Raw genomic sequence first — 16,191 nt, 5'->3', positions numbered from 1 at the left:
TCGTCAGATTCTCAGGCCCGCGGTGCGGTAAGCCTCGCGCGTGAGTTCGGCGGTGCGCGTCCATGTCGAGGTCGCGGCGACCTCGCGTGCTCGGGTGCGCAGCGCCTCCGCGGTGTCGCGGTCGTGGACGACGACGCGCAGGGCCGCTGTCCACGACGTCACGGTGTGTTCGGTGACGAGCAGGGCTCCGTCGTCGACGACATCGGGCAGTGCACCGACGGCGCTCGTCACCACCGCCCCGCCGCACGCCATCGCCTCGAGCGGCGGCAACCCGAAGCCCTCGTAGCGCGAGGCGTACGCGACGGCGGTCGCCGCGGCGTACAACGAGGGGAGGTGGGCGGTGGGAACGTAACCGAGACCGATCGAACCGGCCGGTGCGTGGGGTCCGGTGGATCCGGCTCCGGCCAGCACCAGCGGGATGTCGAGGAGACGGCACGCGTCGGCGACGAGCGCGACGTCCTTGCGGGGTTCGACGGTGCCGACCTGCAGGACGAACCGTTCGGGCAGCCGGTACGCCCTGCGGATGTCCCGCATCTCCTCGGGGGCCGGAGGTTTCGCCCACACCGCGGGCGCGAGCGGAGTGACCACGGCCTCTCGGCCGCACAGCGCCAGGAGACGTTCGGCGGTGAAGTTGGAGACCGCGACGAGTACGTCGGCCCGTCGCATGGCATCGCGCAGCAGTGCACGCTCACCGGCGGCCCGGTGCCTGCTGAACGCCCACGGGGTGTCGAAGACGGCGAGATCGTGGAACGTCGAGACGGTGACACCGGAACACAGGACGGGCAGGTCGACGTCGAGGCTGTGGAACAGGTCGACCCCGCGGACGGGCACCTTCGCGTACAGCATCCGCCGCACCCCGTCGGCGACCGGTCGTACCGACGGGGTCACGCGAGGGGGCAGTTCTCCCGTGGCGTCGCACTGCACGGTTGCCCGCAACGCCGCCGAGGGGAGCAGGGGGTCGAGCGCGGTCAGCAGCTCGCGGACGTAGGTCTGGACTCCACTGCCGGACGGTCGGAGTGCGAGGGCGCCGAACCCGATGCGGTGAGCGAGCTTCGGCGAGGTGACCAGTGTTGCGTCAGTGCGCATCCGACAGTTCCTAACAGTAACCAGAAATAGACGTCGAGAGGGAAGATCTCGAGATAGGTCGCCACCGTGGAGGCGACCGCCGCCGCGACGATCGTGCCGCTCACCCCGAGTGCGAGTGCGGCGTCCTGTCCACTCAGCACCCGCGACGCACGCAGCGTCGAAACCGCGGCGCAGACGAGTACGAGGACGAACAGCCACACGCCGATCGGGCCGAGTTCCACGGCGAGCTTCATGTAGTAGTTGTCGGGCTGATAGGGCATGAACCCGAACTGCACGGACGCCGTGTACGACAGTTCGGACAGCATCGGGTTGCTCTGGGCCACCGTGTCGGCGGCAGCCGAGCCGGTTGCACCGAGACCCTGACCGAACGGGTGCACCCACAGCGACGACAGGGTCTGCGACCAGCCATCCCCGCGCTCACCGAGGCTCGACGAGGAGAACAACGGAGCGAGTATCGAACTCGGCACGGCGAAGAGGACGAGCGGTGCGAGCGCCGCGGCGGCGCCGAAGCCGAGGAACAGGGCGCGGTAGCGGTGGACCGCCAGCCACAACAGTGCGACGGCGAGACCGATGTAGCTGGCGCGCACGATCGTCACACCCATGCCGAGCACCATGATCGGTGTCGCGCACAGGAACAGTTTGTTGCGGAGCCGGTGCGGATCGGCGAAGGAGACCGAGCACCCCACGATCAGTCCGATCATCACGAACAGGCCGAAGGCGAAGGGTGTCGTGAACGTGCTGAAACTGCGCAGGATTCCGCCGCTGATGCGCAGATGCTCGTCCCAGCGGTAACCGAGTTCGGCGAGTCGCTCACCGCCGATCACCTGTTGCGCGAGTCCGACGACGGCGGTGACGGCCGTCGTGCCCATGAGGATCGACACCAGGTGGTCGCGGTCGCGGGCGTCGAACGGTGCACGCCACAGGATCACCGGGATGACGAGGTAGAAGTAGGTGATCTTGATGGCGATGATGCCGGCGAGCCCCGAGACGAGCAACGCCGACAGGACTCCGATCGCCACCCACGCGACCACGGCCGGCCACCACGGATAGGACGGTGCCGGCAGCCGCCGTCGGTAGGGGCTGACGAAGGTCGCGCCGAGGGTGAGGAGCAGCAGCCCCTCCTTCCACGGCGACAGTGATTCACCGCCGGGGACGATCGCGAGCAGGCCGTGGAACGGAGTGAGCGCGGCGATCGCCAGCAACCCGCGTTGGGGTCGCCGCCAGAGCAGCACTCCCAGCACGAGCACGACCGGAACGGCGAGCATCAACAGGGGAGTCATGAGACGTACTCGCCTGCAGCGGGATCCGCGGTGTGGGACCCGAAACGGGAGAGCACGGTCGAGGTGACCGCCGTGCGGAGGAACTCGCGCCCGTCCCGCTGCCGACCGCTGTGCTCACCGACCTCGCTGGTGAGGATGTCCCCGGTGAAGCCACGTCGGCGTACCCGGCGAAGTCCTTCTTCTCCGCGCTGGGTCAGGAACCACCGGTGGTCCTCGGCGGACAGAACGACCGTGGCCGACACACCCGCGCGACGCAGTGCCTCCAACCCGACCTCGGGAACCTGGGTCACGCCGAGTCGGCCGAGCAACAGCCACAACGGATAGGGCAGGTACTTCTGCGCCCACGGCTTGATGCGGGCACGCAAAGAGATCGTCTGCGGTTCCGCCGGGGCTGCGATCGCCGGAACGTCGGGTGCGTTCGGACCGAGATCGGCGCGCAACGACTTCCGGCGGTGGGTGCACCACAGGATCACGTTCACGAGCACGGCGGAATGTGCTGCACCCCGGAGGGCGACCCACGACGAGTACCACGCACCCGAACACAGGCCGATCACCACGAGGTCCTGCGGATCGATGCCGAGGGCGGCGACAGCATCGAGGGCGTCGCGGTCGGAGTCGTCGGAGTACAGCGGGGTGGGGGTCGCCCCGTGCGCCGTGCCGGTATCACCCACCCCGGTCCGGTCGAACCGGATCGTGGAGATGCCGTGCGAGGCGAACTCGCGCGCGAGCTCGACCCAGAGACGACTCGGGCCGAGCCGGTGCTCGTAGGCGGTGCCGAAGAACAACACCGTCGGGGTGGACCGGCGCGGGGCGCCGAACCCCTCGGTGTCGAACCGTTCGGGGTCGACACCGTGCGTGCGCAGCGCGAACATCTCGTTCGGGCCGAGATATTCGACGCTCTCGTGGATCGGTAGCCCGGAGTCGGTGGTCGCGACGACCGCGCGGTCGCGCTCGGGGAAGTGGACCTCGCGGGTGGCGGCCGGCGCGCCCGCGGCTACCCAATCGGAGATCCGGGTGAGCTGCTCGGTCGGGATCGCGGAGTGGAGTGTGCTGGGAGTGACGAAGGATTCGTGGGCGTCGAGGGAGAGCTCGTCACCGCCGAGTGCGGTGGCGAGCGCCGACACCGCGGCGGTCTCGCGGGCTGTGGGCCGGGTCGCGAGCAGGGTTCGTGTGCCGTTCAGCGACCTCGGATCGATCTTCAGGGCGCGGAGTGCGTCGGCGGCTTCGGGGGCGAGAACGCCGCCGACGATCGAGACCCGGGGGTCTTCGGGATCGTCGGCGCCGAGGGCGAGACGGTAGAGGGCGCGTTGTTCGCGCAACATCGCCCGGCCCGAGACGATGGGATCCCACAGCACGACGGCGTCGACCGGTCCGCACTCCGGCAGTGCCGTCGCCGCGATCAGTGCGCCGGCGCGCAGTCCGACGACGGTGATGTGCTCGGCGCCGCTCGCGCGGGCCGTCTCCACTGCGGTGACGACGCTGCGCTGCCATGCCGCGACCGCGTCGGGCGAATCCTGATCGCCGGCCGAGTCTCCGGTGCCCGTGTAGTCGAAGCGCACTGCCGCCAGTCCGCGCTCGGCGAGTTGCTCGGCGAGAGCCTTGACGCCTCGATAGGTGTCGAGGTGTTCCTTGCCGAGGGGTGGGCACAGCACCACCGCGCCGCGCGCGCGGCGGTCGGCGGGAAGGTGGACGTGCCCGAGGATCGGGGACGCAGGGTCGCCGAACCACGACGCGTGTCGCACATCCACTCCGTGACCTCCACTGTCGAGGGGGTGAAAGAGGGGGTGATTTCCCGACCCCGTCTCGGACCCTGAATCTTCTTGCCGTTCGGACGCATTCGTATCGAGGGATTGTGCCGACCCGTTACCTCTCGGCGTCGGCAGGGTCATAAAGTACCCTCCCGATCGGCTCGGGGTCTTCGGAGGGATGGCTGTGCCTGGAATCTTGGTGCACGAATGGATCGCGCGCGACGGAGGTTCGGAGAAGGTTCTCGACGAGTTCGTCCGCACCTTTCCCGAGGCCGACGTGCTGTGCCTGTGGGACGACGCCGACCGGTATCCGGGGCGGACGGTGCACGAGAGCGGTCTGGCGCGCACACCTCTGCGCAGGCGCAAGGCGCTGGCATTGTCGGCCATGCCGTACGTCTGGCGTCGCCGACCCGGTTCGTACGACTTCGCCCTGGTCAGCTCGCATTGTTTCGCCCACCACGTGACCTTCCGGGGCGCACCGAGCGGGTTCGAGAAGTTCGTCTACGTACACACTCCGGCGCGCTACCTGTGGAATCCGGAGCTCGACGATCGGGGTGCCTCGCTCGCGGTGCGGTGCGCGGCACCTCCGTTGCGGGCCCTCGATCGGCGTCGCGCGCGGGAGGGTGCACACTTCGCCGCGAACAGCGATTTCGTGCGTCGTCGCATCGAGCGGGCCTGGGATGTCGAGGCGCGTGTGATCTTCCCTCCCGTCGAGACGGCCCGCATCTCGTCGGTGCCCGACTGGCGTGACGAACTGTCCGCAGCCGAATCCGCCCTGCTGGAGGGACTTCCGGAGACCTTCGTGCTGGGGGCGTCGAGGTTCGTACCGTACAAGCGACTGGATTGGGTGATCCGGGCAGCCGACCTCGCCGGGGTGCCGGCGGTGATCGCGGGATCCGGGCCGGAGGAGGGCCGACTGCGGCAGCTCGCCGACGAGGCGACTGTGCCGGTCCACGTGCTCGCTCGGCCGTCGGACGCCCTGCTCTACGCGCTCTACCAGCAGGCCCACGTCTATGTCTTTCCTGCGGTGGAGGACTTCGGGATCATGCCCGTCGAGGCACGTGCGGCAGGGGCGCGTGTCGTCGTCAACGCGCTCGGAGGTGCTGGTGAGACGGTTGCCGAGGGGGTCGACGGGTTGTGTTTCCGCGAGGACAGGGTGGAGGCGGTCGCCGAGTGCATCACCGCGATCGACGGTGTGCCGAAGGGCCGTAACGAGGCCGTCGCTGCGCTGTCCTCGGAGAACTTCCGGCAGCACATCCGCGACTGGATCGGGGAGGAGATCGGAACGTCGTGACTCACGTCATACTACCGACGAGTAGACGAACTCTTGTCGCCGGTTCGTCCCTGTTGTACCTTTCTCCCGGGTCGGGAGCCTGCTGATGGGTTTGATGGGGTTCGATGGGGGATCGTCATGGCTCACTGCCGCCGACCGAGCTGCGTTCGTCGCCGCTTCACGAATGTGTTCTTTGCTGAAGCAACTACGCGCACAAGTAATTCGAGTTACGCGTAGCTCCTTCGCTTCAGGGGTGGCATCACCCGCGTCGCTGTGATCCGTTGCACTGGAACAGGATTCGCGTTCCTTCGAAAAAACGGACATAATCACCGAATCGTTCATCTGGCTGTCGGGGCCACTTCGCGTGGAGTAGGCAAGCAGGAGAAGCATGGGGATCGGACCCGAGTTGGCGCGCCGCAACGCGCCGACCCACGACACGAGCGATGGTCACGGAAGTGTCCCGCGCAGACAATGGCAGCGCACCTATCTCCGGTCGCTGGCGATCACCGACACGACGATCGTCGTCACGACCGTCGTCCTGGCGCAGGGGGCCGGGACGATGATCGGTGGACCGGTCGACCCGGGGTCCTCGGTGACCCGGGGGCTCGCCTCGGCGATCGTGGTGGCCGGCCTGTGGCTTGCGATTCTGGCGCTCAACGGAACTCGTAAGAAGCCGATCGTGGGCAGCGGCGAGGAGGAGTACCGGCTCGTCACGAGGGCGACCCTGCAGACCTTCGGTCTGCTCGCGATCGCCTCGTTCCTCGTCGACTCGTTCGCCACCGACCTCGACACGATCCGGGTCTACCTGTTGCTGGCCATGCCGGTCGGCCTGGTCGTTCTGCCGCTCGGACGCCGATGGTGCCGTCGTTCGATCGAACGCCGGCGTGTGCGGGGCGAGTTCCGGACCTCGGTGCTCGTCGTCGGCTCCGAACGCGCGGTGGATGCGATGGTCGGATCGTTCGTCCGCGACACCTCGGCCGGATACCGCGTCGTCGGTGTGTGCACCACCGGGTACACGGGGGAGAGCGGGCGCAGCATCACCGTCGCCGGACAGGAGATCCCGGTACTCGGTGCGGAGACCGACGTGATCAACGCCGTCAAGCTCTCCGGCGCCGACACCGTCGCGATCGCTGCCGGAACCCATTGGGGCAACGGAGATATCGGCGAGCTCGCGTGGGAACTCGAGCCGTATCGCGTCGATCTCGTGGTGGCTCCCGGCGTCACCGACATCGCCCTGCCGCGACTGTCGATGCACCCCGTGGGCGGGCTGCCGTTCGTGCACGTCGAGGAGCCGCAGTACCGCGGGTCGCATCGGATCGCCAAGACGACCTTCGACCTCGTGTGCGCGGTCCTCGCCCTCACGATCGCGGCGCCGGCCATGTTCGTGGTCGCCGCGCTGATCAAGCTTCAGGACGGCGGCCCCGTCTTCTACCGGCAGGAACGCGTCGGCCTGGGCGGCACCGTCTTCCGGATGTGGAAGTTCCGGTCCATGGTCGTCGATGCCGACCGGATGGTCGATACGGTCCGCGCGCAGACCGGTCAGGAGGACGCGACCTTCTACAAGTCCGCCCGCGACCCGCGGATCACGCCGGTGGGACGGTTCATCCGCCGCACGAGCATCGACGAACTGCCGCAGCTGTTCAACGTCCTCGCCCGCGACATGAGTCTCGTGGGGCCGCGTCCCCTCGCGGTGGGTGAGGGCGAGAAGATTCCGGGCTTCGTTCCGCGCCGCATCCTCGTGCGACCCGGCATGACGGGATTGTGGCAGGTCTCCGGCCGATCCGATCTGTCCGAGGCCGACCGCATCCGCCTCGATCTGTTCTATGTGGCGAACTGGTCGATGGTGCAGGATCTGCTCATCGTCGTGAAGACGGTGCGGGCGGTGCTCGCGAGCGACGGCGCCTACTGACCCCACCGCAGTGCGGGGTTTCGTAGCCGGTGGGCAGGGAACCCTTCGACTTCGCCCTGGGATCTGCAGGAGGAGTCGAAGGTGAACACATCCGTGCGGGGTTTCCAACCCGACCCCGACGACATCCCGCTGATCACCTCCCTCGACCAGCTCGCCGACGTCGCGACGGATCCGTTGCTCTACCTGCGGTATTCGAAGGGTCCGGCGGCGGACGCCGAGGACGGGCCGAGTCGCGATCGCGAGGCGAACGTGACCCTGCCCGGGCTCGTCGCCACCACCCTCGCTCAGGAGCCGTGGTGGCGCCGGCCCGTCAAGGACTGGGTCGCCCGCCGTGTCTGCACGTGCACCGGGTCCGGTGAGGAGGACGGTCGGTTCGTCTGGATCCTCACGGGCAGGATGGTCGGGCGCGGTCCCGGCCACGAACCGTTGCTCGTCGACGTCCGGCCCCATGCCCGGCTCGGCAGGAATGTGCTCGACGAGGCCGAGAGGTGGTACGAGGAGCACTTCGACGTCGGCGGTGATTCGCGCAGGAGCGCCTGAACACCGTTCGCGCAGAACGCAGGAAGCCCACCCCGGCATGTCGCGGGGTGGGCTTCCGTCTGCTCGTCACATCGGATCTCGCGTGTGCGTCACACCAGATCGCGCGTGTGCGTCACACCAGATCGCGCGGTATCCGGCGCTGCCAGCTCTCCGAGTGGACACGACGATCGCCGTGATCGTCGTCGAGCTCGAAGGCGTCGAGCTCCGCGTTGATCACGAACTCCTCCGGGGTGGACGTGAGGATCGTGCGGGTACGGACCTCGGTGCGCCAGTCGTCCCGCTCGTAGCGGCGCAGGGTCTGCGTCTCGCCGCGCACCGAGTTGGGATCGTTGCCTCCGAAACTGAACCACTCCTGGGTGCGACGCCGGATGACCGTTCCGGTCTCGTCGATCCGGAACGACCCCTGGTCGTCGAGGATGTCGAGGGTCGACACGCCGGTCGCGAGGTCGCGGGTGGTCCGCCAGTGGTGCTCGCCCGGCTCCAGCAGGGTGATCGCGAGTTCCGGGGTGGCCTCCGGTTCCCCGAACTGGCGCAGATGCGCGTCCCCCGGACGGGGCGGGCGCACCGGCAGGTGCAGACCACCGCCGGTGTACACCGTCACCTCGGCGGGCGTCGGCGACGGCCATGCCAGCGGGAAGTAGGAGGTGGACAGCGACAACCGCAGACGGTGCCCTGCCGGAAACACGTGGGCCATGCCGTTGAGCTCGATCCGGATGCGGTAGCGCCGTCCCGGCTCGAGGGCCTCCGGCTTCTCGCTGCTGTCGCGGTGCGTGAGGTTGAGCAGTCCGTAGGTCACGCGTGTCGCCTCACCGTTGGGCGCGACGTCGGACAACCGTGCGGCGAGCATCGCCACCGGGCTGTCGGACGAGACCTCGAGCTCCAGCTCGGGTCGGCCGAGGACCTCCGTCGTCGTGTCGAGCGCCTCGGTCTCGAAGACGAGCGCGCCGCCGTCCTCCTCGCGCTGATCCGACGGCAGGTCGGGAGTTGCGGCGTAGGACGCCCACTTGCCGGCGAACATGCCGACACTCAAGGGGGATTGCAGTGCCAGGGGCCGTTCGTCGACGGTGAGGGTGCCGTCGTCGTCGGGATGCAGCGCGTACCGGTCGAAGGTGTAGCGACGGTTCTCGATGTTCGGTGACGGCCACGACGGTTCGGCCACCCAGCGGCCCGGGCGTTCGGCGTAGGACGGGTTCGGCTCGATGGAGTCCTGCATCCACGCGCGCACCATCGGCTCGTCCATCACTCCGGTGTCGACGCCCTTGAGCCAGTGGTCCCACCACCGCACGACCTCCTGCAGGAAGCCGATCTCCGGGCCGGGGACCCCGAGATGCGGGTACTTGTGGCCCCACGGTCCGATCAGTCCCTTGCGGGGCACGTCGAGATGTTCCATCAACCGGAAGATGGCGTTCGTGTAGCCGTCGGCCCAACCGCCGACGGCGAGGACCGGGCACTGCACGGAGGAGTAGTCCTCGTTGACGGAGGCGCGCTTCCAGTAGTCGTCCCGGTGCTGGTGTTCGAGCCACTTCTCGATCCACAGGCCGCTGCCCTCGAGGCGTTCGTGCCACATCTCGCGCCAGCGGTCACCGACGATCGCGGGATCGGGAGGCAGGCTGTTGAAGGCGAACATCACCGTCGCCTCGGACAGGTTGTCGGACAACAGGCATCCACCCATGTAGTGCATGTTGTCGACGTAGAGGTCCTCGGTCGCGGAGGCGCTGACGATCGCCTTGAGGGCCGGTGGCCGGCGAGCCGCGACCTGCAGGCTGTTGAAGCCACCCCAGGAGATGCCCATCATGCCCACCGAACCGTCGCACCACGGCTGGGCGGCAAGCCATTCGATGACCTCGCAGGCGTCGTCGTGCTCGTCGGCGAGGTACTCGTCGCGCAGCACTCCGTCGGAGTCGCCGCTGCCGCGCATGTCCACCCGCACGCAGGCGTAGCCGTGACCGGCCATGTAGGGGTGGTTCAGCGCGTCCCGTCCGCGCGTGGAATCCCGCTTGCGGTACGGAATGTATTCGAGCACAGCGGGTACCGGGTGCGCTTCGGCGTCGACGGGCAGCCAGATCCGCGCGGCGAGCCGTACGCCGTCGCGCATCGTGATGAAGACGTTCTCGATGACACGGACCTCGTGGGGGAGATCGGTGATCGTGTGCATGCAGAACTCCTACCGATTCTCGGGTGCAGGATCGAAGGTGAACGGAAGTGCTTCCAGGCCTTCGCGATACCGCTGTCCGAGCTGTTCGACGCTGTCGGCGCCGATGTACATCGTGCCCAGTTCGTAGCGGTAGGCATCCTGGTTGGGAAGGTCGGCGAGCCGGTCGCCGGGAGCGACGTCGATGCACACCAGGGCACCGGGGATCCGTTCGCGGAGGCGGGCGATGTCGGCTTCCGAGGGCACCGACGTGACGATGCCGTCCTCGTAGCGCGGGATGATGCACTTCGCCGCCACGGCGGACTCGCCCTGCCGGTGCGGCATCCGGGGCTCCCGGCCGAGGGCGATGTCGATGGCGACCTCGTGGTTCGAGCTGCCGTCGACCTTGGCGAACAATTCGCTGTGCGACTGGGAGATCCGGGTGTTGATCTCGATCAGCCAGAGCTTGTCGTTCTCCTCGTCCCACATGAACTCGGAGTTGAAGCAGCCGTTGTCGAAGCCGACGTGGCGCAGGTAGCGCTCGGTGATGTCGATCATCCGTGCCTGCACCTCCTCGGGCACGGTGCTCGCCGGGTAGTCGAGGCGTTCGAAGCTGTGCCCGGCGGCGTCCTTGCGCATGTCGAAGACACCGTGGACGTTGCACTGGCCCTGGAACATCGTGCCCTCAGGGGCAGCCTGGATACCGCTGACGACCTGCTCGGCGAGACAGGTGGTGCCCGAGCTCCTCCCGATCTCGTCCGGAAGGTCGACGCGGCGCAGGACCTCGTCGAAGGCGTTACCGACGAGTCCGATCTTCTCGCGGATCTCGACGAGAGCGTCGGCGAACTCCTGCTCGTTGCGGATCTCGAATCCGAGTTGCGACGAATGCGACTTCACGGGCTTGACCCAGAACGGGAATTCGAGGTCGATGCTGTCGAGGGCGTTGTCGTCGAAGGGATCGAACGAACTGAACTGCGGGACGCACTCGGGAACCGATTCCTTCTGGGCGAGTCGGCTCCAGTACTTGTGCTCGGTGGCCACGATGCTGCGCAGCGACGGCGAGGGGATGTTGCGTTCGGCGGCGAGGATCGGGGCGAGCACGCTGGTGGGGAAGTCCCAGTGGGCGATGATCCCGTCCACGCTGCCGGGGAAGTCGTCCAGTTCGCGCCGGCAGGCGTCGAGGAGATCGTCGAACACGTATTCGTCGGGCTCCACAAGCGTTTCGTAGTCGAGCAACCCGTGGAAGCTCAGCTGGTCGGCGCCGCGTACGGTCTCCAGTTCCTTGCGCTGGATGTCGGTGAGTCCGAGGACGAAGATGTTGGTGCTCATTGATGAAGCCTTCCCGCTCCCTTGCATCACAAAACAAACCGGTAACGAAACAAACCGTCGGGAAGGTACTTTCACGCGCAACCGCCCCGGCTCGCGGGGAGCCGGGGCGGTTGCCTCGAGGATGGATCAGGGGGTGTCGGGGTCGAGGGCGTCCTTGACCTTGCCCACGAGTCCCTTCTCCGTTCCCATTGCGGCAGAACGGGGCTTGCCCTGCGACCCGTCGTAGGTCGCGTACAGCTTCGGGTCCGGCGGCGGCGCACTCGCCACGTCGCCCAGCGGGACGGGATCGGCGAGGAACGACATGGGGGTCGTGCCGTCGGGTCCGGTGCCGTGTGCCCAGCGGCCCTGATCGGCGGCGGCGCCGTCGGACAGGTGCCACAGGCTCGACGCGTGCTCGGAGTGCTCCTCGTCGAACAGTGCGTTCGGTGCGATCGGGCCGGGCTCGATGCCATCGGCCTTCAACTCCTCGATGGCGGCGAGCCACAGGTTCTGGTGGTAGGTGTCGCGGGCGAGGTTGAAGCGGAGCATGTCCTTTACACCCGGATCGTCCGTCATGTGGTACAGCCGCGCGGTCTGCACCCTGCCCTGCGCTTCGGCGGCGACGTTGGCCTGGAAGTCGGCGAGAAGATTACCGCTGGCCACGATGAAGCGGCCGTTCCACGGCACACCGTTGCTGTCGGAGAGGGTGGGGCCGCCACCGGAGACGATGGCCTGCCGCGGATCCATGCCGCCGAGTACCGCTGCGACCACCGGGTCGGCGGCGGCGTTCTTGGTCGACTCCGTGGCGGGTGCGCCTTCGAGGAGACGCGCCACCATGGTGGCGATCATTTCGACGTGCCCGATCTCCTCGGTGGCGACGTCCATGATCATGTCCTTGTACTTCCCGGGCATTCGACAGTTCCAGCCCTGGAACAGGTACTGCATGGTCACGGTCATCTCGCCGTACGCTCCGCCGATCAACTCCTGGAGTTTGCGGGCGTAGACGGGGTCGGGCTTCTCCGGCTTGACGTCGAACTGCAGATGGTCTGTATGACGAAACATGTTGCTTCTCGAATGCCGATTGTCGTGCGAAGACGCGTCGCGCGAGAAGGCGCGCCTGAGAAGGCACCCCGCGGCGCCTCGTCTCGACGCCGCCTCGGTTGGCCCGTGGTGCTATATGCGACTACCCATGGGCGTGCAGCCCAAACACCCCGTCGATACACACCGTCTGCACGCTGCTCCTGTGCCAACGTGGAGAAATGGACAGCAGGCCGGAGTCCACCCTCGACGATGTCGGGAAGGTTGCGCGCAGCAAGGGTGTCGCGCGGTTGCGGACCGCCGCAGCGTCCCTGCTCGTGATCGTGCTGGTGGCCGGGATGCTGGGCTTCCTCGGCGTGCGGAGCTCGACGGCCACTGCGCAGGGCGGCGGGTACGAGCTCGACCTGACCTATCCGCGCATCGCGCGTGCCGGGCTCGACGTCCCGTGGGAGGTGACGGTGCGCCGTGAGGATGGCTTCGACGAAGAGATCGTCCTGGCGGTCGACACGTCCTACTTCGAGATCCTCGAGATGCGGGGCCGGTTGCCGGAACCGTCCTCGGAGACCGCGGGAGGCGGGCTCGCGTACCTGACCTTCGATCCGCCGCCCGGCGACGAGTTCACCTTCGCGCTCGACGTGCGGATCCGGTCCGGACGACAACGGGGCGAATCGGGCTCCGTCTCGGTGATGGACGGCGAGAAATCGGCAGTGACAATCTATTTCGATACCTGGTTGGTGCCCTGATGGAGATCGTGATCCGCGCGCTCGTCCTGTTCCTGTTCCTGTGGGGGATCACCCGCCTCGTCGGCCGGTCGAGCGTCGGCGAACTGAGCACCTTCCAGCTCGTGCTGTTCGTGGCCATGGGAGATCTCGTGCAGCAGGGGATCACGCAGGACGACGTGTCCATGACGAGTGCGGTCCTCACCATCGGTGTCTTCGCGGTGCTGACCCTGGCCCTGTCGATGATCAACGCCCGCTTTCCGCGGATGCGCGGCATCACCCACGGGGTCCCCGTGGTGATCGTCCGGGACGGCGAACCCGACCTGCAGAACCTGAAACGGGAACGTCTGTCCCTCGACGACCTCATGGCCGCCGCGCGGCAGGAGGGAATCCGGCGGTTCGCCGACATCGATCTCGCGGTGCTCGAGACGAACGGGAAGATCTCGTTCTTCGTCCGGACGAGAGCTCGGGACGGCGCACCGGACGAACCCGACCCGGCGTGACGGGGGTGCCGCGCCGGGTCGGGTTCGGGTCGCTCAGGTATTGCGTCCGGTCAGGGCGTCGCGCAGTCGGTCCACCATGCCGACTCCCGGGCCGACGGTCTTGTGGAACAGTTCGGAATGCGGCGCAGACGGATGCGGCCGGGTCGGGGCCAGCTTCTTGGCGGCCTGCACCTTGGTGCCCACCTCCACGAGGGTGTCGTGCCCGAGATGCGCCCTCAATGCCGGGAACTGGTCGGGTTCTTCGTCATCGGCGTGGTGCTTCAGAAGCTCCTGCAACTTCTTCACCAGGGTCGTGAACTCCGCACTCGACGCGTCGGCGCCCTCGAGTTGCTTCATCACCTGCACGATCTCGTCGTGCTCCTTCTTGTCGTGCTCGACGGCTTCCGTGCCCCCGGGGAGGTGCTTCTCCATCTCCGGATAGACGAACATCTCCTCGGCGACGGAGTGCCTCATCACCTCGGCGATTACGGAGTCGGTGAGGTCGCGGCGCTCCTCCGCGTCGAGCGTGGTCTCCGCTCGGCCCAGAAGTTCGAGCATCTCCCGATGGTCCTCGGTGAGAATGGTGACGACATCCTGAGCGGTGTCGTGCGAATCGGCGGAACCTTCTGTGCTGCTCATGTAAGAAGGGGTTCACCGGTGTCGAGATCGGCAAACACACGGGAGGCGAGAGCCGTGGACGAACCCCGATCGATGCGAGCGTGGCGAGTGGTGGAACCCGGCCCCGTCGCCGGCCACCCCCTGCGATTCGAATCCGTTCCGCTGCCGGAGATCGGACCGAACGATCTGCTGGTGCGCGTGCTGGCGTGCGGTGTGTGCCGCACCGACCTGCACGTCACGGAGGGTGATCTCCCCGTCCACCGGGTGGGTGTCGTCCCGGGGCACGAGGTGGTCGGTGTGGTCCATCGGGCGGGGGAGGCGGTCGAGGGCTTTGCCGTCGGCGACCGCGTGGGCGTGGCCTGGCTGCGCTCGACCTGCGGGCAGTGCCGCTACTGTCGCCGGGGCGACGAGAACCTCTGTCCGAATTCGAGATACACCGGATGGGACGAGGACGGCGGGTACGCCGAGTTCGTCGCCGTACCGGCGGCCTTCGCCCTGTCGCTGCCCGACGGATACGACGACGTCGAACTCGCCCCGCTGCTCTGCGCCGGCATCATCGGCTACCGCGCGTTGAAGCGCGCCTCGGTCCCCGACGGCGGCAGGCTCGGCATCTACGGCTTCGGTGGCAGCGCCCACATCGCGGCGCAGGTCGCCCTGGCGCGAGGTGCCGAGGTGCACGTCATGACGAGGAGCGAGGACGCGCGCGATCTTGCCCGCGAACTCGGGGCCGCGTCGGTGCAGGGCGCCGCGGACGCACCGCCGGTGCCCCTCGACGCCGCCATTCTCTTCGCGCCCGTCGGCAACCTCGTGCCGCCCGCGCTCGAAGCGCTCGACCGCGGCGGCATCCTCTCGATCGCCGGCATCCACCTGACCGACGTCCCACAGCTGAACTATCAGCGGCACCTGTTCTACGAGCGCGAGATCCGGTCGGTGACCGCCAATACCCGAGAGGACTCCCGGGAGTTCCTCGCGTTCGCCGGGCAGCACCGCATCAGGGTCGCGACCATGCGATACGGGCTGGACGACGCCGACCGCGCGCTGGCGGATCTCGCCGGCGACCGCGTGCGCGGCGCTGCCGTCCTCGTCCCCGACGCGACACCCGACTGACGCCGTCGATCACGCCCGAGATCACCAAGTAGGGACTTTCTGCCCTACGGCAACATCCCGCCCAGGACGACGATAATGGTGTCGGACCCAGGAGGGCCCCTCGGACTTCTCACCCACGAGGAGATGAGGACAATGTCGACATCATCGGCTCATTCTGCAATGCACACCCATCCCGACATCGTCGAGATGCGCGAACGTTACGACCGGATGGGCGAACAGCCCACAGTCCAGGTCACCGACGGATTGATGATGGTTGCCGGTCTGTACGCGGCGGCATCCGCCTGGATCATCGGATTCGCCGATCAGACCGCACTCGCCACCACCAATCTGATCTGCGGCCTCGCGGTCGCACTGCTCGCCATGGCGCTCGGTTCGGCCTACGGCCGCACCCACGGCCTGGCGTTCGTCGCGCCGCTGCTCGGTCTGTGGCTGATCTTCTCGCCGTGGTTGGTCAGTGGCGTCGAGACCAGTACATCCATGATCTGGTCCCACATCATCGTGGGCGTGGTCGTGTGTGTTCTCGGTCTGGCCACGGCCGCGATGGGGACCGGGATGATGAACCGTTCGCGTTGACGGCGCAGTAACCCCGGATGCAGTAACCCGGAATGAAGGGGCCCGGACGGTGCTGCCGGCTCTGTGTCTGAACCGGCAGCACCTCACCGGGTGCGGCGTCCGGACACCGATACCGGCTACCGAGGGCTACCCTCCCGGCGGCGACGGCAACCCGGTCCGCGCCTCCGGCGGGTCCGTGAACCGGGGGAGAGGTGGAACCACCCGTGCTCGCGGCGGGTGGTGATTCTGAGCACCGTGCACACTTCAGGTGTGTGCGGTGCGTCACATTTGAGCGAAATGATGCGCTCGAAAATCTTTTGTTGACGAGATCGCCTAGCTCAATCAACCATTGCTGTACCAAATGACGCGATCGAAGTGGCGCAGACACAATCGAACGCCG

14 protein-coding genes are annotated in these 16,191 nt (G+C 67.6%); 7 read left to right on the top strand and 7 right to left on the bottom strand.

The features are described from left to right. Window positions 1–3: 3 nt before the first annotated feature. Genes CKW34_RS20450 through CKW34_RS20440 form a run of 3 tightly spaced genes read right to left on the bottom strand, consistent with a single transcriptional unit; the run spans window position 4 to window position 4,114 of the window. A complete protein-coding gene (locus tag CKW34_RS20450) occupies window positions 4–1,086 on the bottom strand; it encodes a glycosyltransferase family 4 protein (RefSeq protein ID WP_059383832.1) in 1,083 nt (360 codons plus the stop codon). Continuing rightward, entirely contained in the window at window positions 969–2,366 is a 1,398-nt protein-coding gene (locus tag CKW34_RS20445) for an O-antigen ligase family protein (protein ID WP_080968365.1), read from the bottom strand. The genes CKW34_RS20450 and CKW34_RS20445 overlap by 118 nt, the downstream gene beginning before the upstream one ends. Beyond that, complete coding sequence (locus CKW34_RS20440) at window positions 2,363–4,114, bottom strand: alpha/beta fold hydrolase (protein ID WP_059383833.1); 1,752 nt, start codon at window positions 4,112–4,114, stop codon at window positions 2,363–2,365. Before CKW34_RS20440 ends, CKW34_RS20445 begins: the two co-directional genes overlap by 4 nt. Window positions 4,115–4,292: 178 nt before the next feature. Between CKW34_RS20440 and CKW34_RS20435 the strand changes: the two genes are divergently transcribed. The 3 genes from CKW34_RS20435 (at window position 4,293) to CKW34_RS20425 (ending at window position 7,836) form a co-directional block, all read left to right on the top strand. Next, the gene (locus CKW34_RS20435) at window positions 4,293–5,408 is read left to right on the top strand and encodes a glycosyltransferase (protein ID WP_080968367.1); all 1,116 of its coding nucleotides are present in this window, start codon (window positions 4,293–4,295) and stop codon (window positions 5,406–5,408) included. A gap of 367 nt (window positions 5,409–5,775) precedes the next feature. Then, window positions 5,776–7,296, top strand: coding sequence for a sugar transferase (locus CKW34_RS20430; protein WP_059383835.1), 1,521 nt, complete (start codon window positions 5,776–5,778; stop codon window positions 7,294–7,296). An 81-nt stretch (window positions 7,297–7,377) separates the two neighbouring features. Then, window positions 7,378–7,836 carry a DUF6098 family protein gene (locus CKW34_RS20425; protein ID WP_059383836.1) on the top strand — a complete coding sequence of 153 codons (459 nt, stop codon included), beginning with the start codon at window positions 7,378–7,380 and terminating at the stop codon, window positions 7,834–7,836. Between the two features lie 112 nt (window positions 7,837–7,948). Here the strand turns inward: CKW34_RS20425 and CKW34_RS20420 are convergent, their stop codons facing one another. The 3 genes from CKW34_RS20420 to CKW34_RS20410 form a co-directional block, all read right to left on the bottom strand. Further along, window positions 7,949–9,991, bottom strand: a complete 2,043-nt coding sequence (locus CKW34_RS20420; protein ID WP_059383837.1) for a CocE/NonD family hydrolase — start codon at window positions 9,989–9,991, stop codon at window positions 7,949–7,951. A 9-nt stretch (window positions 9,992–10,000) separates the two neighbouring features. Further along, window positions 10,001–11,296, bottom strand: coding sequence for an ATP-grasp domain-containing protein (locus CKW34_RS20415; RefSeq protein ID WP_059383838.1), 1,296 nt, complete (start codon window positions 11,294–11,296; stop codon window positions 10,001–10,003). A gap of 126 nt (window positions 11,297–11,422) precedes the next feature. Beyond that, window positions 11,423–12,337, bottom strand: a complete 915-nt coding sequence (locus CKW34_RS20410; RefSeq protein ID WP_059383839.1) for a manganese catalase — start codon at window positions 12,335–12,337, stop codon at window positions 11,423–11,425. Between the two features lie 197 nt (window positions 12,338–12,534). Between CKW34_RS20410 and CKW34_RS20405 the strand changes: the two genes are divergently transcribed. After that, entirely contained in the window at window positions 12,535–13,056 is a 522-nt protein-coding gene (locus tag CKW34_RS20405) for a hypothetical protein (protein WP_059383840.1), read from the top strand. Then, window positions 13,056–13,535 (top strand): DUF421 domain-containing protein, encoded by a 480-nt coding sequence (locus CKW34_RS20400; protein WP_174479666.1) that lies wholly within the window; start codon window positions 13,056–13,058, stop codon window positions 13,533–13,535. The genes CKW34_RS20405 and CKW34_RS20400 overlap by 1 nt, the downstream gene beginning before the upstream one ends. 33 nt (window positions 13,536–13,568) lie before the next feature. Here the strand turns inward: CKW34_RS20400 and CKW34_RS20395 are convergent, their stop codons facing one another. Beyond that, entirely contained in the window at window positions 13,569–14,153 is a 585-nt protein-coding gene (locus CKW34_RS20395) for a hemerythrin domain-containing protein (protein WP_059383841.1), read from the bottom strand. Window positions 14,154–14,225: 72 nt separating this feature from the next. Between CKW34_RS20395 and CKW34_RS20390 the strand changes: the two genes are divergently transcribed. After that, window positions 14,226–15,239 (top strand): zinc-binding alcohol dehydrogenase family protein, encoded by a 1,014-nt coding sequence (locus CKW34_RS20390; RefSeq protein WP_059383872.1) that lies wholly within the window; start codon window positions 14,226–14,228, stop codon window positions 15,237–15,239. Window positions 15,240–15,398: 159 nt separating this feature from the next. After that, the gene (locus CKW34_RS20385; RefSeq protein ID WP_059383842.1) at window positions 15,399–15,812 is read left to right on the top strand and encodes an SPW repeat protein; all 414 of its coding nucleotides are present in this window, start codon (window positions 15,399–15,401) and stop codon (window positions 15,810–15,812) included. Window positions 15,813–16,191 lie beyond the last annotated feature (379 nt).

The organism is Rhodococcus rhodochrous (assembly GCF_900187265.1).
GTDB lineage: Bacteria > Actinomycetota > Actinomycetes > Mycobacteriales > Mycobacteriaceae > Rhodococcus > Rhodococcus rhodochrous.
This window is presented reverse-complemented; position numbering and strand designations above follow the sequence as displayed.